The organism is Xanthomonas nasturtii (assembly GCF_001660815.1).
GTDB lineage: Bacteria > Pseudomonadota > Gammaproteobacteria > Xanthomonadales > Xanthomonadaceae > Xanthomonas > Xanthomonas nasturtii.
The window spans coordinates 53,417-73,024 of sequence record NZ_LYMI01000020.1; the positions used below are offsets into that span (position 1 = coordinate 53,417).

The 19,608-nt window shown below is 65.7% G+C and carries 17 protein-coding genes; 16 read left to right on the forward strand and 1 reads right to left on the reverse strand.

Going from position 1 to position 19,608, the window contains the following annotated elements; translation table 11 throughout:
• Positions 1-136: 136 nt before the first annotated feature.
• The 14 genes from frr to A7D16_RS09120 all read left to right on the forward strand — a co-directional run bounded on the left by frr (position 137) and on the right by A7D16_RS09120 (position 17,721).
• Complete coding sequence (gene frr, locus A7D16_RS09055) at positions 137-694, forward strand: ribosome recycling factor (RefSeq protein ID WP_064631854.1); 558 nt, start codon at positions 137-139, stop codon at positions 692-694.
• Positions 695-711: 17 nt separating this feature from the next.
• Positions 712-1,473, forward strand: a complete 762-nt coding sequence (gene uppS / locus A7D16_RS09060; RefSeq protein WP_064631856.1) for a polyprenyl diphosphate synthase — start codon at positions 712-714, stop codon at positions 1,471-1,473.
• Positions 1,470-2,297, forward strand: a complete 828-nt coding sequence (locus A7D16_RS09065; protein ID WP_064631858.1) for a phosphatidate cytidylyltransferase — start codon at positions 1,470-1,472, stop codon at positions 2,295-2,297. The genes uppS and A7D16_RS09065 overlap by 4 nt, the downstream gene beginning before the upstream one ends.
• Before the next feature lie 2 nt (positions 2,298-2,299).
• Positions 2,300-3,490, forward strand: a complete 1,191-nt coding sequence (locus A7D16_RS09070; protein ID WP_064631860.1) for a 1-deoxy-D-xylulose-5-phosphate reductoisomerase — start codon at positions 2,300-2,302, stop codon at positions 3,488-3,490.
• A gap of 26 nt (positions 3,491-3,516) precedes the next feature.
• Positions 3,517-4,863: an RIP metalloprotease RseP gene (gene rseP / locus A7D16_RS09075; RefSeq protein WP_064631862.1), complete on the forward strand. Its 1,347-nt coding sequence runs from the start codon at positions 3,517-3,519 to the stop codon at positions 4,861-4,863.
• An 83-nt stretch (positions 4,864-4,946) separates the two neighbouring features.
• The gene (bamA, locus tag A7D16_RS09080) at positions 4,947-7,352 is read left to right on the forward strand and encodes an outer membrane protein assembly factor BamA (RefSeq protein ID WP_064631865.1); all 2,406 of its coding nucleotides are present in this window, start codon (positions 4,947-4,949) and stop codon (positions 7,350-7,352) included.
• Positions 7,353-7,727: 375 nt separating this feature from the next.
• Positions 7,728-8,741 (forward strand): UDP-3-O-(3-hydroxymyristoyl)glucosamine N-acyltransferase, encoded by a 1,014-nt coding sequence (gene lpxD / locus A7D16_RS09085; protein ID WP_064631867.1) that lies wholly within the window; start codon positions 7,728-7,730, stop codon positions 8,739-8,741.
• Entirely contained in the window at positions 8,738-9,199 is a 462-nt protein-coding gene (gene fabZ, locus A7D16_RS09090; protein ID WP_064631869.1) for a 3-hydroxyacyl-ACP dehydratase FabZ, read from the forward strand. The genes lpxD and fabZ overlap by 4 nt, the downstream gene beginning before the upstream one ends.
• A 23-nt stretch (positions 9,200-9,222) precedes the next feature.
• Positions 9,223-10,014: an acyl-ACP--UDP-N-acetylglucosamine O-acyltransferase gene (lpxA, locus tag A7D16_RS09095; RefSeq protein ID WP_064631871.1), complete on the forward strand. Its 792-nt coding sequence runs from the start codon at positions 9,223-9,225 to the stop codon at positions 10,012-10,014.
• Positions 10,011-11,300, forward strand: a complete 1,290-nt coding sequence (gene lpxB, locus A7D16_RS09100) for a lipid-A-disaccharide synthase (RefSeq protein ID WP_239686972.1) — start codon at positions 10,011-10,013, stop codon at positions 11,298-11,300. Before lpxA ends, lpxB begins: the two co-directional genes overlap by 4 nt.
• Positions 11,297-11,995, forward strand: coding sequence for a ribonuclease HII (locus A7D16_RS09105; RefSeq protein WP_064631873.1), 699 nt, complete (start codon positions 11,297-11,299; stop codon positions 11,993-11,995). The genes lpxB and A7D16_RS09105 overlap by 4 nt, the downstream gene beginning before the upstream one ends.
• 168 nt (positions 11,996-12,163) lie before the next feature.
• Positions 12,164-15,754, forward strand: coding sequence for a DNA polymerase III subunit alpha (dnaE, locus tag A7D16_RS09110; protein ID WP_064631875.1), 3,591 nt, complete (start codon positions 12,164-12,166; stop codon positions 15,752-15,754).
• 190 nt (positions 15,755-15,944) lie between these two features.
• Positions 15,945-16,904 carry an acetyl-CoA carboxylase carboxyltransferase subunit alpha gene (locus A7D16_RS09115; RefSeq protein WP_064631877.1) on the forward strand — a complete coding sequence of 320 codons (960 nt, stop codon included), beginning with the start codon at positions 15,945-15,947 and terminating at the stop codon, positions 16,902-16,904.
• Between the two features lie 61 nt (positions 16,905-16,965).
• Entirely contained in the window at positions 16,966-17,721 is a 756-nt protein-coding gene (locus tag A7D16_RS09120; RefSeq protein ID WP_064631879.1) for a tetratricopeptide repeat protein, read from the forward strand.
• Positions 17,722-17,774: 53 nt separating this feature from the next.
• Here the strand turns inward: A7D16_RS09120 and A7D16_RS09125 are convergent, their stop codons facing one another.
• Positions 17,775-18,221, reverse strand: a complete 447-nt coding sequence (locus A7D16_RS09125; protein WP_064631881.1) for a CopD family protein — start codon at positions 18,219-18,221, stop codon at positions 17,775-17,777.
• A gap of 74 nt (positions 18,222-18,295) precedes the next feature.
• Between A7D16_RS09125 and A7D16_RS09130 the strand changes: the two genes are divergently transcribed.
• Both A7D16_RS09130 and A7D16_RS09135 read left to right on the forward strand, forming a co-directional pair.
• Positions 18,296-18,898 carry a methyltransferase gene (locus A7D16_RS09130; protein WP_082925766.1) on the forward strand — a complete coding sequence of 201 codons (603 nt, stop codon included), beginning with the start codon at positions 18,296-18,298 and terminating at the stop codon, positions 18,896-18,898.
• 261 nt (positions 18,899-19,159) lie between these two features.
• The coding region (locus A7D16_RS09135; protein WP_153043145.1) for an IS110 family transposase at positions 19,160-19,608 on the forward strand (449 nt) is incomplete at its 3' end.

The following is a 19,608-nucleotide window of genomic DNA, read 5'->3' on the forward strand; positions in this document are numbered from 1 at the left end:
GCTGGCTGATCGAGACCGATGCCCGCAGTGAAACGGCGCTGCAGGTGAGCCAGCTACGCAGTTCCTGACGGCCTGCGAGTCGGGAACCTCAGTCCCGGCTATAATCCCCGGATTCAGCTCCACACGGATTCCGGCGATGCTCACCCAGATCAAACAAGACGCGCAGACGCGCATGACCAAGAGCATCGATGCTCTGCGCCATTCCCTGACCACCGTTCGCACCGGCCGCGCCTCGCCGGCGCTGCTGGACGGCATCAAGGTCAAGGCCTACGGCACCGACACCCCCCTGAACCAGGTTGCCAGCATCAGCGTCTCAGAAGGCCGCTCGCTGGTCATCAGCCTGTTCGACAAGGGCATGATCAAGGACGTGGAAAAGGCCATTTACGCCTCGGACCTGGGCCTGACACCGACCGTGGTCGGCACCGTGATCCGCCTGAACCTGCCGCCGCTGACCGAGGAGCGCCGCAAGGAGCTCAGCAAGTCGGTGCATGGCGAAGGCGAAGACAGCAAGGTGGCCATCCGCAACATCCGCCGCGATGCCAATCAGCAGGTCAAGGATCTGCTCAAGGACAAGGCCGTCACCGAAGACGAAGCCCGTAGCGCCGAGGACGACATCCAGAAGCTCACCGACAAGGCCATCAAGGATGTGGATGAGGTCGTCAAGGCCAAGGAACAGGACTTGATGACGGTCTGATCGTGGCATTTCCTGCCATGCATCCCGTCCCTTCTGCCGTTGCCGTGCCGCGCCACATTGCCATCATCATGGATGGCAACGGGCGTTGGGCGCAGCGTCGGCGTCGTCCACGCGTCATCGGCCACCGCGCCGGTGCGCGCGCGGTCAATCGCACCATCGATTTCTGCCTGGAAAAAGGCGTGTCGGCGCTCACCCTGTTCGCCTTTTCCAGTGAAAACTGGGGCCGTCCGCAGGATGAGGTCGACGCGCTCATGAAGCTGTTCCTGCATGCGCTCGACCGCGAGGTCGAAGAGCTGCAGCGGCGTGGCGTGCAGGTGCGCTTCATCGGCGATCGCAGCCGCTTCGCCGCACCGTTGCGCGACCGCATGGCCGGCGCCGAGCGCAGCACTGCCGCCAATTCACGGTTGGTGCTGAGCATTGCGGCCAGCTACGGCGGCCGCCAGGACATCGCTGCGGCTGCCCGCGCATTGGCCGAAGATGTCGCCGCCGGCCGTCTGCAACCTCAGCAGATCGACGAAGCGCTGCTGTCCAGCCGGGTCGCCCTGGCCGACCTGCCGGCGCCGGATCTGTTCATCCGCACCGGTGGCGATACCCGCATCAGCAATTTCCTGCTGTGGCAGCTGGCCTACACCGAGCTGTGGTTCACCGAAACCTTGTGGCCGGAGTTCGATGCCGGCGTGCTGCAGCAGGCGCTGGACGATTACGCCGGGCGCGAACGCCGCTTCGGCCTGACCAGCGCACAGATCGCCGACAAGGCGACGGAGACGTCCTCCGCATGACCAAGACCCGCGTGATTGCCGCGCTGATCATGGCGCCGCTCGCGATTTGCGCGATCGTGCTGCTGCCTACCCAATGGCTGGCAGCGGTGGCGGCGGTCCTGTTCCTGACCGGCCTGTGGGAGTGGCTCAAGCTCTCCGGCATCGACGACAGCCTGCCGCGCACCGTGCTGTTGACGCTCAACCTGCTGCTGATGGTGCTGATGGTGTGGGCCTCGGCCGGCTCCATGGTGCTGTTCCAGATTGCGGCGCTGGTGGGCGTTGCCTGGTGGCTGCTGGCGCTGCTGTGGCTACGTTTTTTCACCTTCGGCGCCGACCATGGCAATGGCCAGGCGCGTGCGCTCAAGCTGGCGGCCGGCACCCTGGCGGTGCTGCCGGCGTGGGCTGCGCTGGTGCTGCTGCATGCCAGCCCGGACAAGGGCAATCTGTGGCTGTTGACCGCGCTGACCATGGTCTGGGCGGCCGACTCTGGCGCGTATTTCGCCGGGCGCGCGTTCGGCAAGCACAAGCTGGCGCCGCGCATCAGCCCGAACAAGACCATCGAAGGCCTGCTCGGCGGGATGATTGCCGGCATTGCGGTGGCCTGCGCCTTCGGCTGGCTGGCCGGGCTGACCCTGGCGCACGTGCCGCAGCTGGTCCTGGTCGCGGCGGTCACGGTGCTGGCCTCGGTACTCGGCGACCTGTTCGAGAGCCTGCTCAAGCGCCACGCCGGTGCCAAGGACTCGGGCACGCTGATTCCGGGCCACGGCGGCGTACTGGACCGTGTCGATGGCGTGCTCGCCGCCCTGCCGGTGTTCGCACTCGGCAAGGAAATTCTCGGATTCTAGGCATGGCTGGCACTTCTCTCCGTCAGGTCGCCGTGTTCGGCGCGACCGGTTCGATCGGCACGTCGGCACTGGACGTGATCGCCCGCCACCCCGAGCGGCTGCGCGCCAGCGTGCTGTCGGCCGGCAGCAAGGTCGATGACCTGCTGGCGCTGTGTGCCATCCATCGGCCCGCACACGCGGTGATTGCCGACGAGGCGCTGTACCCGGCCCTGCGCGACGGCCTGCGTGCGGCCGGCCTGGCGACCCAGGCGCATGCCGGCACGGCGGCACTGGATGCGCTGGCCGGCAGCGATGCCTGCGATACCGTGGTGGCCGCGATTGTCGGAGCGGCTGGCTTGCCATCCACGCTTGCCGCCGCCCGCGCCGGCAAGCGTTTGTTGCTGGCCAACAAGGAATCGCTGGTGCTGGCCGGCGAGCTGCTGACCCACACCGCTGCAGCGGCGGGTGCGGAGATCATCCCGATCGACAGCGAACACAGCGCCATCTTCCAGTGCCTGCGCTCGTGTGACGCCGGCCGTGGCGTGCGTCGGGTGATCCTGACCGCCTCCGGCGGCCCGTTCCGTGGCTGGGACCGCGCCGCGCTGGGCACCGTCACGCCTGCGCGAGCCGTCGCGCACCCCAAGTGGTCGATGGGGCCGAAGATTTCGGTGGATTCGGCCACCCTGATGAACAAGGGCCTGGAAGTCATCGAGGCGCATCATCTGTTCGGGCTGCCGGGCGAGCAGATCGATGTGCTGGTGCACCCGCAAAGCCTGGTGCACTCGCTGGTGGAATTCGTCGACGGCTCCACGCTGGCCCAGCTTGGTCTGCCGGACATGCGCACCACCCTGGCAGTGGGTCTTGCCTGGCCGGAGCGGATCGAATCCGGGGTCGGCGGGCTGGATCTGCTCAGCCAGGGCCGGCTGGATTTCGAGGCCCCGGACACCGCTGCATTCCCGTGTCTGCGCCTGGCCTGGGACGCATTGCGCGCTGGCGGCACCGCCCCGGCGATCCTGAACGCGGCGAACGAAGTGGCTGTTTCAGCGTTTCTTCAGGGCCAGGTGGGTTTCCTAGCGATCCCTGCGTTGGTCGAACACACGCTGACAACGCTTCCGCGGCACAATGCCGACACCCTCGACACCCTGCTTTTTGCTGACGCGCAAGCCCGGCAAATCACTGAACGCGCCCTCGCCCACCACGCCCTTCATGCCTGATCGATCCACGCACGCGAGTTGCACCCATGGGTGATTTCATCGGTTCGGTCTGGTGGATGATCGTCAGCCTGGGCGTATTGGTGACCTTCCACGAATTCGGACACTTCTGGGTCGCACGCCGTTGCGGGGTCAAGGTGTTGCGCTTTTCGGTGGGCTTCGGCAAGCCGTTGTGGATGCGTCGCGACCGCCACGGCACCGAATTTGTAGTGGCCGCGATTCCGCTGGGCGGCTACGTCAAGATGCTCGACGAACGCGAAGGCGACGTGCATCCGGCCGACCAGGATCAGGCCTTCAATCGCAAGACCGTGTGGCAGCGCATCGCAATCGTCGCTGCCGGCCCCATCGCCAACCTGTTGCTGTGCATGGCAATGCTGTGGGCCATGTTTGTGGTGGGCAAGCAGGATTATTCGGCCACTGTCGGCCGCGCCGATGGCCTGGCCGCCGAAGCCGGGCTGACCCCGGGCGAGCGCATCGTGCGCATCGACGGCCGCAGCGTGAGCAGCTGGAGCGATGCCAGCATGCAGCTCACCACCGCGGCAATGGACAAGCGCGACATCCGCGTCCTCACCGCTTCCGACACTGCCGGCAGCAGCGAACACACCTTGCGCCTGTCGCAGCTGCCGGCCGGTTTCGACGAACGCCGCGTGGCCGCGCTGGCCGGCATCGGCTGGCAGTTCATGTTGCAGCCGCCGGTGATTGCCGAAGTGGTCAAGGGCTCGGTGGCCGATGGCCTGCTCAAGCCGGGCGACCGCATCGTGGCCATCGACGGCCAGCCGATCCGTTCGGCCGAAGACATCATTCCGCAGGTGCAGGCGCTGGGCGCGCACGGTGGCCCCGGCATGATCGAAGTGGCGCGCGGCGAAGACCGCCTGGCACTGGAGATCGCCCCGCGCAAATCGCCGCAGGGCCAATGGATGATCGGGGTGCGCCCTGCCGCCGCACCCGCCCCGGAATACGACAGCCGCCAGCAATATGGGTTGTTCGCCGCGGTGCCGGCCGCGATCCGTGAAACCGGGCGGATGAGCGCCGATTCGCTGGGGATGATGAAGCGCATGCTCACCGGCCAGGCTTCGGTCAAGAACATCTCCGGGCCGGTCACCATTGCGCGCGCCGCCAATGCCTCGGCCGAACGCGGGCTCGACTGGTTCCTGTATTTCCTGGGGTTGCTGTCGCTCAGCCTTGCGATCATTAACCTGATGCCCATCCCGATCTTGGACGGTGGGCATCTGCTGTATTACCTTATCGAGTTGATCAAGGGCAGCCCGATCAGCGAACGGGCCATGATTGCCGGACAATATGTCGGCCTGGCGGTCCTGGCCGGGTTGATGGGACTGGCGTTCTACAACGACATCCTCGGCCTGGTTCCACGATGAAGCTGCTCCACTCTTTCCGCCTGTTGTCGTCGTCATACGCCGGCATCCAGCAACACCCGAATACGACTCCAACCGGATGTGACATGACGCGTCTTCCCACTCGCCGCCTGCTTGCCCTCGCTCTTGCTGCCGGCCTCAGCCTGCCAGCCGTTGCCCTGGCCGCCGAGCCGTTCGTTGCCAGCGACATCCGCGTCGACGGCCTGCAGCGCATCGCCTCCGGCACCGTGTTCACCTATCTGCCGGTGAACCGCGGCGACACCGTGGACGATGCCAAGGTGGCCGACTCGATCCGCGCGCTGTACCGCACCGGTTTCTTCGAGGACGTGCAGCTGGACCGCCAGGGCAACATCCTGGTGATCACGGTCAAGGAACGCCCGGCGATCAACAAGCTCACCGTGACCGGCAACAAGGACATCAAGTCCGAAGAGCTGCTCAAGGGCCTGGGAGACATCGGCCTGACCGAGGGCGGCACCTTCGATCGCCTGAGCCTGGACCGCGTGACCCAGGAACTGACCCGTCAGTACAACAACCGCGGCAAGTACAACGTCGAGATCACCCCGACGGTGAGCCCGCTGGACCGCAACCGCGTCGATGTGGCCATCGCGATCAAGGAAGGCAAGGCGGCCAAGATCCGCCACGTCAACCTGATCGGTACGGAAAAGTTCGCCAACGAGGACATCCTGGAAAACTGGGAATCCAAGGAGCACAACTGGGCCTCGTGGTACCGCCGCGACGACCAGTACTCCAAGGAAAAGATGTCCGGCGACCTGGAGAAGCTCAACGCCTGGTATCTGGACCGTGGCTACGTGGACTTCAGCATCGACTCCACCCAGGTATCGATCAGCCCCGACAAGCGCGACATGTTCGTCAGCGCCGGCGTCACCGAGGGCGAGCAGTACAAGATTTCCGAGATCAAGGTCACCGGCGACACCGTGCTGCCGCAGGCCGACATCGAGCGCCTGGTCATTCCAAAGACCGGCGATATCTTCTCGCGCGCGCTGCTGGAGTACACCTCCGATGCGATCACCAACACGCTGAGCAACGTCGGCTACGCATTCGCCAAGGTCAACCCGATCCCGACCCCCAACCGCGAGGACCGTACGGTTGCGGTGAACCTGCAGGTGGTGCCCGGCCCGCGCGTGACTGTGCGCCGCATCCTCTACAAGGGCAATAGCCGCACCTCTGACGAAGTCTTGCGCCGCGAAATGCGCCAGTTCGAAAACACCTGGTACTCGCAGGCGGCGATCGACCGTTCCAAGATCCGTCTGCAGCGTCTTGGCTACTTCGAGTCGGTGAACGTGGAAACCCCCGCGGTGCCCGGCAGCAACGACCAGGTGGACGTGATCTATGACGTCAAGGAAACCACCTCCGGCAGTTTCGTGTTCGGTCTGGGCTTCTCGCAGGCCTTCGGTGTGACCACCTCGGTGCAGTTGTCGCAGAACAACTTCCTGGGTGGCGGTAATCGTGTGGCGGTGGAAGCCTCGCGCAGCACCTTCCAGCAGCGGTACGCGTTCTCCTACACCAACCCGTTCTTTACCGACGACGGCGTGTCGCTGGGCTACAACCTGTCGTGGCGTTCGCTGGACTATTCGGACTTCAATACCGCGCAGTTCAACAGCAAGAACGGCTCGGCGCAGGTGGTGTTCGGCGTGCCGATCACCGAGAACGACACCGTCTCGGCAATGATCGGTGTGGACAGCAACCAGATCACCACCTTCCCCGGTACCACGCCGCAGGCCATTGTCGATTACATCAGCGCCATCGGTACGGATACCTTCAAGGCCGTGCGTACCGAGTTCGGCTGGGCGCGCGACACCCGCAACGACTTCTTCATGCCCACGCGTGGCATGTACCAGCGCGTCGGCCTGGAAACCACCCTGCCCGGCTCGACGGTCGAGTATTACAAGCTCAACTACCAGATCTCGAACTATTGGCCAATCATTCCGGCCTTGGTGTTGAACACGCGCTTTGAACTGGGCTACGGCGACAGCTACGGTAAGGACAGTACGGCCGACATCTGTGGCGTAGTCACTAATGGGGCGCTGAACCAGCAGGCTTGTAACGGCACCAACCGTATCCGCAGCGTCACCGCTACCGGCCTGCCGTTCTACGAGAACTTCTACGCCGGCGGTACCAACTCGGTGCGCGGCTTCGAAGACAACACCCTGGGCCCGCGTTCGGAAGTCATCAATGGCTTCAACCGCGGCCAGCCGCTGGGCGGTTCGTTAAAGACCGTAGGCTCGGTGGAAATGTATTTCCCCAAGCTGTTCGACAGCCCGTCGGCGCGCGTGTCGGCGTTCTTCGACTTCGGTAACGTCTATAGCGGCGTGGACAACTTCAAGGCCAACGAGCTGCGTGCCTCAACCGGTGTGGCGCTGTTGTGGCGTGCCCCGGTCGGCCCCATCTCGATCAGCTATGCGTTCCCGCTGAAGAAGGAAGACAACGACGAGATCGAGCGCCTGCAGTTCACCTTCGGCGGCCAGTTCTAACGATCACGCAAAAAAAGGGCGGCCCGTCTGCGCGGGCCGCCCTTTTTCAGACAATCAAAACCAGCTGTGGGACCAATCGGAGACGGCAGACACGGTATCGCTCAGGCAGGCACCGATGTCGGAAGCCTGCGGGCACTGAAGCTGCTGCCCACCGATCGCACGGCCTTGATCGACATCGAAGGATTGGGCCGATGCCGCTGCGACCGCGCCCATCATGACCAGACCACCAAGGATGGAAAGAACGGTTCATATGCTTGCTCCTGGATTCGCCGCTTGATTGCGACAGGACCTGGATACCTAGCTTTGTTGGGAACTGTTTAATGGTGTGTTCCCCCGTTAAAGCCGTCGCTCCGTATTTACAAGAGGTTCACCCTGATGCGCCTGACCGCCAGTGCAATTGCCGAACAATTTGGTTTAACCCTCGTCGGTGATGGCGCCATCGAAGTCAGCGGCGTTGCCACCCTGGCGCATGCCGGCGCCGGGCAGCTGAGCTTCCTGTCCAACCCGCGCTATCGCCCGCAGCTAGCCGAGACCCAGGCCGCAGTGGTGGTGTTGCGCGCCGACGATGCCGAGGCAGCCAAGGGCACCGCGCTGGTCGCCAAGGACCCGTACACCGCCTTCGCCAAGATCGCCGCGCTGTTCGACGTGGCGCCGGTGCGCGCGCCGGGCATCCATGCGTCGGCGGTGATCGACCCCACCGCGCAGGTCTCGGCCACCGCGCATGTGGGCCCGTTCGTCAGCATCGGTGCACGCAGCCGCGTGGGCGATGGCTGTGTGATCGGCACTGGCAGCATCATCGGCGAAGACTGCGTGGTGGACGACGGCAGCGAACTGCTCGCCCGCGTCACCCTGGTCACGCGCGTGCGGCTGGGCAAGCGCGTGCGGATCCACCCCGGCGCGGTGATTGGCGCCGACGGCTTCGGCCTGGCGATGGATGCCGGCCACTGGATCAAGGTGCCGCAGTTGGGTGGGGTGGTGATCGGCGACGATTGCGAAATCGGCGCCAACACCTGTATCGATCGCGGCGCGCTGGAAGACACCGTGCTGGAAGAAGACGTGCGCGTGGACAACCTGGTGCAGATCGCCCACAACTGCCGCATCGGCGCGCACAGCGCGATTGCCGGCTGCACCGGCATTGCCGGCAGCGCCAAGATCGGCCGTTACTGTCTGCTCGGCGGGCATGTCGGGGTGGTCGGGCACCTGGAGATCTGCGACAAGGTGGTGATCACCGGCAAGTCGGTGGTGCGCAATTCCATTCACGAGCCGGGCGAGTATTCGTCCGGCACCCCTCTCACCGACAATCGCACGTGGCGCAAGAATGCCGCGCGCTTCAAACAACTCGATGCGCTGGCAAGGCGCATCCTGGCTGTGGGCAAGGAGAAAGAATGAGTCATCCCGTTTACGAGCTGCCGATCGACGTCAACCAGATCCAGACGCTGATCCCGCATCGCTATCCGTTCCTGCTGATAGACCGGGTCATCGAACTGGACCTGGAGGCCAAGCGCATCGTCGGGCAGAAGAACGTCAGCATCAACGAGCCGTTCTTTCAGGGCCACTTCCCGACCCGCCCGGTGATGCCGGGCGTGCTGATCATCGAAGCGCTGGCGCAGGCCGGCGGCGTGATGACCCAGCTCGGTCTGGGCCGCGATGCGCTGTCCAAGCTGTTCTACATGGTCAAGGTCGACAACGCGCGCTTCAACAAGCAGGTAGTGCCGGGCGACGTGCTGATCCTGGAGGTGCAGATGAAGCGCCTGATCCGCAACATGGGATGCTATTACGGCGAGGCCAAGGTCAACGGCGAAATCGTGGCCAGTGCCGAAGTCATGTGCGCCGGCGCCAGGGAATAACCCGTTTTTGGAGGTGAGACACGATGCGTGATCAAGCACCCTTGATTCATCCCACCGCCGTCATCGACCCGTCGGCGCAGCTGGCCAGCGACGTGCGCGTGGGCGCCTTTTCGCTGATCGGCGCCGATGTCCGGATCGATGCGGGCACCGAGGTGGGGCCGCATTGCTCGATCCACGGCCCGACCACCATCGGCCGCAACAACCGCTTCATCGGCCACGCGGCCATTGGCGGCGAACCGCAGGACAAGAAGTACGCTGGCGAGCGCACCGAACTGGTGATCGGCGACGGCAACGTCATCCGCGAATTCGTCACCATCAACCGCGGTACCGGCGGCGGCGGCGGCATCACCGTGGTCGGCAACGACAACTGGATGCTGGCCTACACGCACGTGGCGCACGACTGCCATGTCGGCAACCACTGCGTGTTTTCCAACAACACCACGCTGGCCGGCCACGTCACCGTGGGCGACTACGTGATCATCAGCGGCTTTGCCGGCGCGCATCAGTTCTGCCGCATCGGCGCGCACGCCTTCCTGGGCATGGGCGCGCTGACCAACGGCGACGTGCCGCCATTCACCATGGTGGGCAGCGAATCGCTGGGCCGCCCGCGCGGCATCAACAGCGAAGGGCTCAAGCGCCGCGGCTTCGACGCCGAACGCATCACCGCGATCAAGCGCGCCTACCGCACGCTGTACGTGGCCGGCCTGCCGCTGGCCGACGCCAAACTGCAGCTGGCCGAACAGGCCAAGAGCAGCGACGACGTGCGCGGGATGCTTGAGTTCATCGAAGCGGCAGAACGGCCGTTGTTGCGATGAATATCGGGACCGGGGACCCGGGACCCGGGATCCGGGAAAAGCAGCGCCTAGACGCAGTTGCTGTGCCGGGTCCCGGGTCCCCGGTCCCCGGTCCCGTGCCCCGCATCGCACTGATCGCCGGCGAAGCCTCCGGCGACATCCTGGGCGCGGGGCTGATCGAGCAGTTGCGGCTGCGCTATCCGACTGCCGAATTTGTCGGCATCGGCGGCGATGCGATGCGTGGTGTCGGTTGCCAGACCTGGTTCGATGCCAGCGAGCTGGCGGTCATGGGCCTGACCGAAGTGCTGCGGCACCTGCCGCGCCTGCTCAAGCTGCGCAGCGCGTTCCGCGAGCGGGTGCTGGCGTGGAAGCCGGACGTGTTCATCGGCATCGATGCGCCGGACTTCAATCTTCCGGTGGAGCGCTGGCTCAAGCAGCGCGGCATCAGGACCGTGCATTACGTCAGCCCGTCGGTCTGGGCGTGGCGCGAGAAGCGCGCCGAGAAGATCGGCGTCAGTGCCGACCTGGTGCTGTGCCTGTTTCCGATGGAGCCGCCGATCTATGCCAGGCACGGCATCGATGCGCGCTTCGTCGGCCACCCGATGGCAGACGACATCGCCTACCAGGCCGATCGCGCAGCCGCGCGCGCCAAGCTCGGAATTTCTGCCTCCAGCACCGTGCTGGCGGTGCTGCCGGGCAGCCGGCATGGCGAGATCAGCCGGCTCGGCGATACGTTTTTCCAGGCCGCCTGGCTGGTCTCCGAGCATCTGCACAACCTGCACGTGCTGGTGCCGGCGGCCAATCCGGGCTGCAAGCAATTGCTGGCCGAGCAGCTCTCGCGCTCGTCGCTGCCGGTGATGCGCTCGCACCTGCTCGACGGCCAGGCACGCACCGCGATGCTGGCCGCCGATGTGGTGCTGCTGGCCTCCGGCACCGCCACGCTGGAAGCCATGCTGGTCAAGCGGCCGATGGTGGTCGGCTACAAGGTCGCGCCGCTGACCTACCGCATCGTCAAGACGCTGGGCCTGCTCAAGGTCAACCGCTACGCGCTGCCCAACATCCTGGCCAACGACGACCTCGCCCCCGAGCTGATGCAGGACGACTGCACCCCGGAACGGCTATGCGTGGCCCTGCTGGACTGGTTCAAGCACCCGGAAAAGGTCGCCGCCCTGCAACCGCGCTATCTCGCCCTGCACGCCGAACTGCGCCGCGACGCCTCCGCGCGCGCGGCCGATGCGGTGGCGGAGTTGGTCGGGACCCGGGACCCGGGACACGGGACCCGGGAGCCACATCGGAGTTCCTCATGAAAGCGCCCGACGCCGCCCTGTCGCTGTTTCCCGGGTCACCGGTCCCCGGTACCGGGTCCCGGCTCTACGCAGGCGTCGACGAAGCGGGCCGCGGCCCGCTTGCCGGGCCGGTGGCGGTGGCTGCCGTGGTGTTGGACCCGAGCAAGCCGCGCATCAACGGCCTGGACGATTCCAAGCAGCTCACGGCCGAGCGGCGGGAGCAGTTGTATGCGCGCATCGTGGACCGGGCGCTGGCCTGGTCGGTGGTGTTGATCGACAGCGAAGAGATCGACCGCATCAATATCTATCAGGCCACCATGCTCGGCATGCGCCGCGCGGTAGAAGGTGTGGCGCATGTGGCCGGGTTCGCGCGCATCGACGGCAACCGCGTGCCCAAGGGGCTGCCCTGCCCGGCCGAGGCCTTGATCGGCGGAGACGCGCTGGACCGCGCCATCATGGCCGCCTCGATCGTGGCCAAGGTCACCCGCGACCGCCTGATGCACGAGCTGCACGCGCAACACCCGCAATACCGCTTCGACCAGCACAAGGGCTACAGCACCCCGGTGCATCTGGCCGCGTTGCAGAGCCATGGGCCCTGCCCCCAGCATCGGCGCAGCTTTGCACCGGTGCGATTGGCGCTGGAGGGTCGGGACCCGGGACCAGGGACCCGGGACCCGGAACAGCTGCGGATCGTGCAACACGCCGGCGCCGTCTAGGCACGGACCGGCGCCCCACCGCCCGTGCAGGAAGCGATGCGCGGGCTTTCAACCAGGCGATCCACCGCTGTTCCGGGTCCCCGGTCCCGGGTCCCGCCGCCCCACCTGTCAAGCCTTGTTCGCCTTCGCCCCCGCCGGTACCCTGACCACGCATTATTCCGGTCTCGCATGTCCACTTCCCGCTTCGTCCATCTGCACGTCCACACCGAGTTCTCGCTGGCGGATTCCACCATCCGTGTGCCCGAGAAACCGGATCAGGCTGACCCGAAGAAGGCCAAGCAGGCCAACCTGCTGAGCCGCGCGGTCGAACTCGACATGCCTGCGCTGGCAGTGACCGACCTCAACAACCTGTTCGCGCTGGTCAAGTTCTACAAGGCCGCCGAAGGCGTGGGCATCAAGCCGATCGCCGGCGCCGACGTGATGATTGCCACGCCGGACATGACGCCGTGCCGCATGACCCTGCTGTGCCGCGACCGCGAGGGTTACCTGAGCCTGTCGCGGCTACTGACGCGCGCCTGGATGGAAGGCCACCGCCCCGAGGGCGGCGTGGCGATCCATCCGGAATGGCTGCAGGCCGGGCACGCCAACCTGTTCGCGCTGGCCGGCCGCGACAGCCTGGCCGGGCGCCTGTTCAACGAGGGCCGCGCGGACCTGGCCGAGCAGCAACTGGCCGACTGGCAGCGGGTGTTTGGCGATGGCCTGCATCTGGAACTGACCCGCACCGGGCGCGATGGCGAAGAACGCTTCAACCAGTTCGCGCTGCACGCAGCCGGCGTGCGCGGGCTGCCGGTGGTCGCCAGCAACGATGTGCGTTTTCTGTACGCCAGCGACTTCAACGCGCATGAGGCACGCGTGTGCATTTCGTCGGGCCGCGTGCTCGACGACCCCAAGCGCCCGCGCGAGTACAGCGACCAGCAGTACCTGAAATCCAGCGAGGAGATGGCGGCGCTGTTCGCCGACATCCCCGACGCGATCGACAACACCCACGCGTTGGCGCAACGCTGCAACATCGAGATGCGGCTGGGCACCTACTTCCTGCCCGCCTACCCGGTGCCGGAAGACGAGACGCTGGACAGCTGGATCCGCAGCCAGTCGCGCGACGGTCTGGCCGCGCGTCTGGAAAAGAGCCCGCTCGCGCCCGGCAAGACCCGCCAGGATTATGTGGACCGGCTGGAATTCGAGCTGGACACCATCATCAAGATGGGCTTCCCCGGCTACTTCCTGATCGTGGCCGACTTCATCCAGTGGGGAAAGAACCAGGGCATCCCGATCGGCCCGGGCCGCGGTTCCGGTGCCGGTTCGCTGGTGGCCTGGGCGCTGCAGATCACCGACCTGGACCCGCTGCCGTACAACCTGCTGTTCGAGCGCTTCTTGAACCCCGAGCGTGTGTCGATGCCCGACTTCGACATCGACTTCTGCATGGACCGGCGCGACGAAGTCATCGACTACGTGGCGCGCAAGTACGGCCGCGAGCGCGTCAGCCAGATCATCACCTACGGCACCATGGCCGCCAAGGCGGTGGTGCGCGACGCCGGGCGCGTGCTCGGTTTCACCTATGGCCTGGTCGACAGCGTTGCCAAGCTGATCCCCAACATCCTGGGCATCACGCTCAAGGATGCGATGGGCGAAGGCAAGGATTCGGAGATGGCCTCGCCGGATCTGATCCAGCGCTACCAGGTCGAAGACGACGTGCGCGACCTGATGGATCTGGCGCGCCAGCTCGAAGACCTCACCCGCAACGCCGGCAAGCACGCCGGCGGCGTGGTGATCGCGCCCGAGCCGCTCTCCGAGTTCTGCCCGCTGTTCGCCGAACACGACGAAGACGGCCGCGGCAAGAATCCGGTGACCCAGTTCGACAAGGACGACGTCGAAGCGGTGGGCCTGGTGAAGTTCGACTTCCTCGGCCTGCGCACGCTCACCATCATCGATTGGGCGGTGAAGGCGATCAACGTGCGCCACGCGCGCGCCGGCATCGACCCGGTCGACATCACCACCATTCCGCTCGACGACGTGCCCACCTACAAGGGCGTGTTCGCCTCGGGCAGCACCGGTGCGGTATTCCAGTTCGAATCCTCGGGCATGCGCCGCCTGCTCAAGGACGCGCGCCCGGACCGGTTCGAAGACCTCATCGCGCTGGTGTCGCTGTATCGCCCCGGCCCGATGGACCTGATCCCGGACTTCAACGCGCGCAAGCACGGCCAGCAGGAGATCGTGTACCCCGACCCGCGCACCGAAGCCATCCTGAAAGACACTTACGGCATCATGGTGTACCAGGAGCAGGTGATGCAGATGGCGCAGATCGTCGGCGATTATTCGCTGGGCGGTGCCGACCTGCTGCGCCGTGCGATGGGCAAGAAGGTCCCGGCCGAAATGGCCAAGCACCGCGAAATCTTCCGCGAAGGTGCGGCCAAGGGCGGCGTGAGCGCGGCCAAGGCCGACGAGATCTTCGACCTGATGGAGAAGTTCGCCGGCTACGGTTTCAATAAATCGCACGCTGCCGCGTATGCGTTGGTCAGCTACCAGACCGCGTGGCTGAAACGGCATTACCCGGCCGAATTCATGGCCGCCACGTTGTCCTCGGACATGGACAACACCGACAAGGTGGTCGGCTTTCTCGATGAGGTGCGCAACCTCGGCCTCACCGTCAAGCCGCCGCGCGTCAACGAATCTGCATACATGTTCGAGGCTGCCACCCCGGACACCATTCAATACGGCCTGGGCGCGATCAAGGGCGTCGGCCAGGGCGCGTGCGAGGCCATTGTCGAAGAGCGCCAGCGCGGCGGCCCGTACACCACGCTGCTGGATTTCTGCACGCGCGTGGGCACCGCAAAGCTCAACCGGCGCACGCTGGAAGCGATGATCAATGCCGGCGCGATGGACGGGCTGGGCAAGAACCGCGCCTCGCTGATGCTGCAGCTGCCCGAAGTGATGAAGGCCACCGAGCAGATGGCGCGCGAACGTGCCTCGGGCCAGAACTCGCTGTTCGGCGGGCCCGACCCGAGCGCGCCGGCAATGCGCCTGGACCTGCCCGAAAGCAAGGAATGGCCGCTGGGCCAGCTGCTCACCGGCGAACGCGAAACGCTGGGCTTCTACCTCAGCGGCCACCCATTCGACCCGCACCGCGAGGAAGTGCGCGAGCTGGTCGGTTGCGACCTGGGCGCGCTGGAGAAGATCCTGGCCTCGCAACAACGTGGCGGCGGCGGTGGAGGCGGCGATGGCGAAAAACGCGCCTGGCGCCCGGAAGTCAGCGCCATCCTGGCCGGCCAGGTGATCGGCGTGCGCCGCAAGGGCGACAGCCAGGTATTCGTGCAGCTCGAAGACGGCCGTGGCCGGGTGGAATGCAGCGCGTTCTCCGATGCGATGGCCGAGTTCGGCCACCTGCTCACCCGCGACCGCATCCTGATCGTCAAGGGCGGCCTGCGCGAAGACGAATTCAACGGCGGCTACAGCCTGCGCATCCGGCAGTGCTGGGACTACGAGCAGATCTGCGCCGACCACGCGCAGCGCCTGTCGCTGCGCCTGGACCTGCGCGAGAAGCAGGCCTTCAAGCGCATCGACGCGCTGCTGGCCAAGCACCGCCCCGGCAAGACGCCGCTACGTCTGGACCTGCTGCTGCGCGACCAAAATGGCGGTGTGGCCGGCATGCTCGACCTCAACGGCAGCCACTCGGTGCGCATCGACCAGCAACTGATGGACAGCCTGCGCGCGGACCCGGCAGTGCGGACGTTGAAGATCAAGTACAGCCCGCCGTGGGCGTGAGGGGCCGGGATTGGGCATTCGGGATTGGGGATTCGCAAGAGCAGCACTGCGACTTCGGCACTGCAGTAGACCGCTGTTGCGAATCTCGAATGCCCAATCTCCAATCCCCGCCGCGCAACCGAACGGCTGCGTACGGGCCAGCCACACCGCTTCAGCTACACTCCCCGCCTTACGTTGACGACGCCATTGCATGAATCCTAACTACCTCGACTTCGAGCAACCCATCGCCGATCTGGAAGCCAAGATCCAGGAACTGCGCAACGCCAGTACCGGGCCTGCAGTCAACGTGGAGACCGAAGTGCGGGCGCTGCGCGACAAGGCGCGCGTGCGCACCGCACAGATCTTCCGCGACCTGTCGTCGTGGCAGATCTCGCAGCTGGCGCGCCACCCGCAGCGCCCGTACACGCTGGACTACATCGGCACCATCTGCGACGAATTCCAGGAACTGGCCGGCGACCGCGCCTATGCCGACGACAAGGCCATTGTGGGCGGGCTGGGTCGCATCGACGGGCGCCCGGTGGTGATCATCGGGCACCAGAAGGGCCGCGATACCAAGACCAAGGTGGCACGCAACTTCGGCATGCCGCGGCCCGAGGGCTACCGCAAGGCGTTGCGCCTGATGAAACTGGCCGAGCGTTTCCGGCTGCCGCTGCTGACCTTCATCGATACCCCCGGCGCCTATCCGGGCATCGGTGCCGAAGAGCGCGGCCAGTCCGAGGCGATCGCGCGCAATCTTCTGGAAATGGCCGAACTCAAGATCCCGGTGATCTGCACCGTGATTGGCGAAGGCGGCTCCGGCGGCGCCCTGGCGATCGGCGTGGGCGACCGCACCTTGATGCTGGAATACGGCACCTACTCGGTAATTTCGCCCGAAGGCTGCGCCTCGATCCTGTGGAAGGACGCGGGCAAGGCCAAGGATGCCGCCGAACAGCTCGGCCTCACCGCCAAGCGCCTGAAGGGCCTGGGCCTGGTCGACAAGGTGATCCGCGAACCCACTGGCGGCGCGCACCGCAATCCCGAACAGATGGGCAAGCGCCTGAAAGCCGTGCTGCTCAACGAGCTGGACGCGCTGGAAAAGATCCCGGTGGATGCGTTGCTGCAGCAACGGTACGAGCGCTTGCGCAGCTACGGTGCCTACGAAGGGCATTGATCCGCATGCACGATGACCGGCCGCGCCAGGTGCGCGGCCTCGGAAAGGACGCCCCACCCGCATGTCTCCGCTTCTGCTGATTTCGCTGCTGCTGCAGGCCGCCTGCTGCATCCACGTCGTGCGCAGCGGTCGCCCGCTGTACTGGATCTTCCTGCTGTTGGCATTTTCGCTGCTGGCGGTGCTGGTCTACGTGTGCGTGGCGGTGATCCCCGATCTGCGTAACGACCCCAACGCACGCCGCAGCCTCAAGCGCGTGCGCGGCACCCTGGATCCGCAGCGCGAACAGCGCGATGCGGCGCGCCGCCTGGATGTGGCCGACACCCCGGAAAATCGTCGTCAGCTCGCCGAGACCTTGCTGGCGCGCGGCGATTACGCACAGGCGGCCGAACATTACCAGGGCGCATTGCGCGGGCTGTATCGCGACGATCCGCACCTGATGCTCGGCCTGGCCAAGGCCCAGTTCGGGCTGGGCCAGCCGCAACAGACGCGGCAGACCCTGGATGCCCTGATCGCAGCCAACCCCAGCTTCCGTTCGCATGACGGGCACTTGCTGTATGCGCGTGCGGTCGAGGACAGCGGCGACACCGACGCCGCGCTGCACGAGTACGAAACGCTGGCCCAGGGCTATCCCGGCGAAGAGGCGCGCGTGCGCTATGCACAACTGCTGCAACGCATCGCACGCCCCGACCAGGCCAAGGCGGTCTACGAACAGGTGCTGCGTCACGCCGGCGCATCGCCCAGGCATTACCAGCGCGAGCAACGTGCCTGGGTCGAGCAGGCGCGCAGGGGCCTGCGCGAATTGGACCCAGGCGCGTGAGCGCGGCCTGAGTCAATCGTTACAGGCGTGTGCAGGTGCGTTGCGACATATGTTCAGAACGGCTTGGCCAGCACCAGCCAGATCACGCCGACCAGCAGGATCACCGGCACTTCGTTGAACCAGCGCAACGCCCGGCCACTGGGCACTGCCCGCCCCTGTTCGGCGCCTTTGACCCAGCGGCCGGACACGATGTAATGGGTAAGAATCAATGCCACGGCAAACAGCTTGGCGTGCAGCCAGCCGCCGGCGACCATCGTCGGGAAATCCGGGATCACCCGGTAGCCCTGCCACAACACCGCGCCCAGCAGCAGCGCCAGACCAAGCATGCTGTGGCCGAATTTGTACAGCCGCCGCCCCATCAGCACCAGGCGCGCGCGCACCGCAGTGTCGTTTCCGGCTTCGGCGATATTGACCAGGATGCGCGGCAGGTAGAACACCGCGGCCATCCAGGCGATCACGAACAACAGATGAAAGGTCTTGATCCACAAATACAGGGGCATGCGCTGGCTCCACTGGCTCGCGTAGGATGGCCCGCATTTTCACCTATCCGCACGCGCGAAAGCAGCTGACGTCCATGCAGCAGTCCGACCAGAAACAGTACGACGCCCACTATTTCCGCCGCTGGTATCGCGATGCCGGCCTCGCCGACCCTGCCCGGCTGCGACGCAAGGTCGCACTCGCCGTCGCCCAGGCCGAGTACTACCTGGAGCGGCCGATCCGCAGCGTGCTCGATGTGGGCTGCGGCGAAGCGGCATGGCGCGCACCCTTGCTGGCGTTACGGCCGAAGCTGAGCTATCTGGGCTTCGACAGCAGCGCCTACGCCGTCCAGCGTTATGGCCGCAGCCGTCAGATCCACCCCGCCCGCTTCGGCGATTTCGCCTGGCTGCGCCCCTGCGCACCGGTGGACCTGCTGATCTGCTCGGACGTACTGCATTACGTGCCCACCCGAGAATTCAACCAGGGCCTGCCCGGACTGGCCGAGATGTGCGCCGGGGTGGCATTTCTGGAGGCGTTCGCACAGGAAGATGTGTTCGAAGGCGATCACGACGGCTTCCAGGCGCGACCGGCGCGTTGGTATCGCAAGCGCTTCGCCAGCGTGGGCTTCGCTGCGCTCGGGTCGCACTGCTGGTTGTCGCCGCAATTGGCTGGAGAGACGTCTGCGTTGGAGCGTGGCTGAGCAGATTCGCTTGAGTATGCGTGGGCTTCGCCCCGTACCCTCACCCCAACCCCTTATCTCTTGGCGATCTGCCAGATTAGGTGTCGAGAGCCGGCGTGGTCGACCGATAACCCACAGGTCTAAACAACCGCGGGAGAGCGAGGTCGCCACGCCGGGATCTCCTGGCAAACGCCCGAACAGTTGCTGGAGTTGGCACTCGTAACGATCAGGCTGGGCAGCCCAGGAGAGCTCTCGACCCTTCGAGCATAGCGGAGTTTTTCCATGGCATACGGCGTAGGTATCGATGTCAGCAAGCAGTGGTTGGATGTGCATGTGCATGGCTGCAAAGGCGAGCGGCGCTTCCCCAACACGGCGGCAGGTCTGCGCCAGCTGCGCAGCTGGCTGGGACACATGGAGCTGCACCAGGTGGTACTGGAAGCCACGGGCGGCTACGAACTGGCAGCGCTGGATGCGCTGCATGCGGCCGGCCTGCCGGTGGCGCGTGTGAACCCTCGCCAAGCGCGTGACTTTGCCAAGGCCATCGGCCAACTGGCCAAGACCGACACATTGGATGCGCGTGTGCTGGCGCAGATGGCGATGGTGGTATCACTCACGCCCTACCAGCCGCTGGAAGGCTGGCGCCGTCAGCTGCGCGAGTACCAGCAGCGCCGCACGCAGGTGTTGGCGACGGTGCAGCAGGAGCGCCAGCGGCTGTCTCAACTGACCGATGT